The organism is Blautia intestinihominis (assembly GCF_040096655.1).
Lineage (GTDB): Bacteria > Bacillota > Clostridia > Lachnospirales > Lachnospiraceae > Blautia_A > Blautia_A intestinihominis.
Window position 1 is genome coordinate 1 of record NZ_JBBMEI010000150.1, and the last position, 2663, is coordinate 2663.

Genomic DNA, 2663 nt, shown 5'->3' on the forward strand with positions numbered 1-2663 from the left:
GCATTGTGGAACTCTTGCATTTTCTGATTTTGGAAGATTATAGTTTTCTCCCACTTCAATTCCACATTTGCGTTTTATCTGAGAAATATATAAACTTGAAACCTTCAAGCCAGATTCTTTCAGCACATAATCCTTGATTTCCTGATAGGTTGCTTTCAACTCGGCACTGGTGGCATCCAGCTCGTCCAAGTCTAAGTCGATCTCTATCGTGTCATCCGGCTTTTGTTGGGACAAAAGAACAACCGTCTCCACATGCAACGGCATCTTTGTTGGAACACACATTTTCTGCCTCGTGTTCTTCAAAAGAACACACATCTTTATCATTCAACAAGTCACGATTATCGCTCATTTTTAAGCTCCTCCTTGTTGTCTACACAGCCTTTTCACGAAGATTCATATATCGGTCTCTGGCATATGGTATGCTTCTGTCATCCATACCCTTTAGCACAAATGTCAGCTTATACGGATCAGCTGTGCCATCCTCTTCCATATCACCGACAACGACTTTCTCCACAATGCTTTCAAACACTACTCTGTCAAATTCATCAAGTACATCAGCCCCTTTAAGCTTCTGCCTGATGAGTTTCATCTTATCAGCAATATTCTTCTGTGATAATACGCAGTCAGAAAATAAATGCTTTTCTTCTTCACATTTATCCAGCTTATTGCCCATCTCACTGTATTTATCGTCATAGGCTTCTTTAGAAATTTTATCATCCAGATACATATCAGTCAATTTCTTTCTTTTCTTTTCAAGAGAGGAAATCTCTTTCTCAATACGCTTCAATTTTTCTGTACTGTCGTCTTTGGATAATGTTTCTTCCACTGATGACAACACAGATTCAAGTACATCATCAAAATTCTCTGCAAGCAACTTAAACATCTCAAGAAACGCATTTTCGATAACCACTTCATCTACGGCTTTGCTATGTGGGCAGTTTGCAATTCCCTTATTCGTTGCCGTCCGGCATTTCCATACCGGCTTTTTGTGCTTTGTATCCTGATTATGGGAACGTCTGGTGAGATTAGTTCCACAGAAACCACACTGACACATACTGCTAAAAGCATATTTTCTGGCAAACTTGATTCTCTCTGCATCTGATACATTTTCATTAGTACGATATCTGCTTTTTAAGATATCCTGAACTTTATCCCACTCTTCCTCTGAAATAATGGCTTCATGATGATTTTTCGTATAATATTTATTAGATTCACCATGATTATCCAGACGCCTCTTTGATATCGGGTCTACTGTGTAAGTTTTTCCCATAAGCAAATCGCCCTTGTACTTTTCATTCTTAAGAATTCCCCTAACACCGCTGTCTGTCCACTTAACATTGCCCTTTTTATTGACCTTACCAAGCCTCGTAAGCTCCTTCGCAATTCTATATGCACCATATCCCTGCAGATACAAATCATAAATCAGGCGAACTGTCTCTGCTTCTGCTTCATTGATAGTTATACTCTTATTCTCCGGGTTATAATCATATCCGAGACATCCGTTAAATCCCATCAGCTCTCCTCTGGACATTTTCATCTGCACACCCATTGTCACATTCTGGGATAAAGACTCAACCTCATTCTGTGCAAGAGCAGATAAAAGTGATAACTGCATCTCACTTTCCATCTTTGATGTGTCAATATTCTCTTTTTCAAAAATTACTGTAACTCCCTTTACCTTCAGCATTCTGGTATATTGCAGTGTATCAACAAGATTTCGTGAAAATCTTGATACTGACTTCGTAATTACAATATCTATAAGACCATTCATACAATCATCAATCATCTTAAGAAACTGCTCTCTTTTCGTTGTTTTGGTTCCTGTGATACCCTCATCAGCGTATATTCCAACCATAACCCACTCTTTATTGGAATCTATCTTATCCTGATAGTACTGCTTCTGTGAATTAAAGCTCTGTATCTGCTCTTCTCCATTCGTGCTGACACGGACATATGCTGCTACTCTTTTTCTTGTAATAGTAAGTGGCTTTCCCATCTTTCTGCGGTCTCTGATAACAGGACCATCCACTTTCTTTATTACTTCTACCTGTTTTTCATCCATAGAAAACGCTCCTTTCCTAAAATCTGTCTGTATAAAATAAATTGGCAGTAACATCATTTCTGCTACTGCCTACACTATAATTCAAAATATAAATGTTAACGAATGTGCGACTATGCTGTCATAAAAGTTATAACATCATATTCACTCATAATATGAATTCTTGTTCTGCTGTACTCATCTTCGGTAATCAGTCCCTTGCGGAAAATCCACCCAAGTACAGCCAGCTTCTTGGCTAATTCTAATTCTTTTGCCATGTGTAAACACCCCCTTCTTAAAATACTAAACATATCACCTTCTTTTACCGAAATCTCAATTGTGAAATCATACTGTTGAAAGATACTTCATTTGGCTTTCTACATACCACATGCTGTCAGTCTCACAACTGACCTTTAGTCCCACGAATCTCTTCGTGACCTGTGGGCTACTCCTGTTCGAGTCCGTTTCCCACCCTTGACGGAAGTGTCTTCACCCGCTCCGTTTCCTACCGGAAACATCTTCGCTGGTTCTGTTGGCATATGATAAAGACTTAAATGAAAAACTAAATTCCAGCTGTGGATTATCTCAGTAACTATGCGGGATTAAATTCTGTAATGCACCTTAA

At 38.8% G+C, this 2663-nt stretch carries 3 protein-coding genes and 1 pseudogene; all 4 read right to left on the reverse strand.

Features of this window, described 5'->3' with window-relative positions; all coding sequences use genetic code 11:
- Positions 1-258 (reverse strand): annotated as a pseudogene (locus WMO75_RS19220) (23S rRNA (uracil(1939)-C(5))-methyltransferase RlmD); the annotation flags it as partial.
- On the reverse strand, positions 212-349 hold the full coding sequence (locus tag WMO75_RS19225) for a hypothetical protein (protein WP_349078785.1): 138 nt from the start codon (positions 347-349) through the stop codon (positions 212-214). The pseudogene WMO75_RS19220 and the gene WMO75_RS19225, both read right to left, overlap by 47 nt.
- A gap of 21 nt (positions 350-370) precedes the next feature.
- Positions 371-2062 (reverse strand): recombinase family protein, encoded by a 1692-nt coding sequence (locus tag WMO75_RS19230; RefSeq protein WP_349078783.1) that lies wholly within the window; start codon positions 2060-2062, stop codon positions 371-373.
- 110 nt (positions 2063-2172) lie between these two features.
- Complete coding sequence (locus WMO75_RS19235; RefSeq protein ID WP_015568761.1) at positions 2173-2316, reverse strand: hypothetical protein; 144 nt, start codon at positions 2314-2316, stop codon at positions 2173-2175.
- Positions 2317-2663 lie beyond the last annotated feature (347 nt).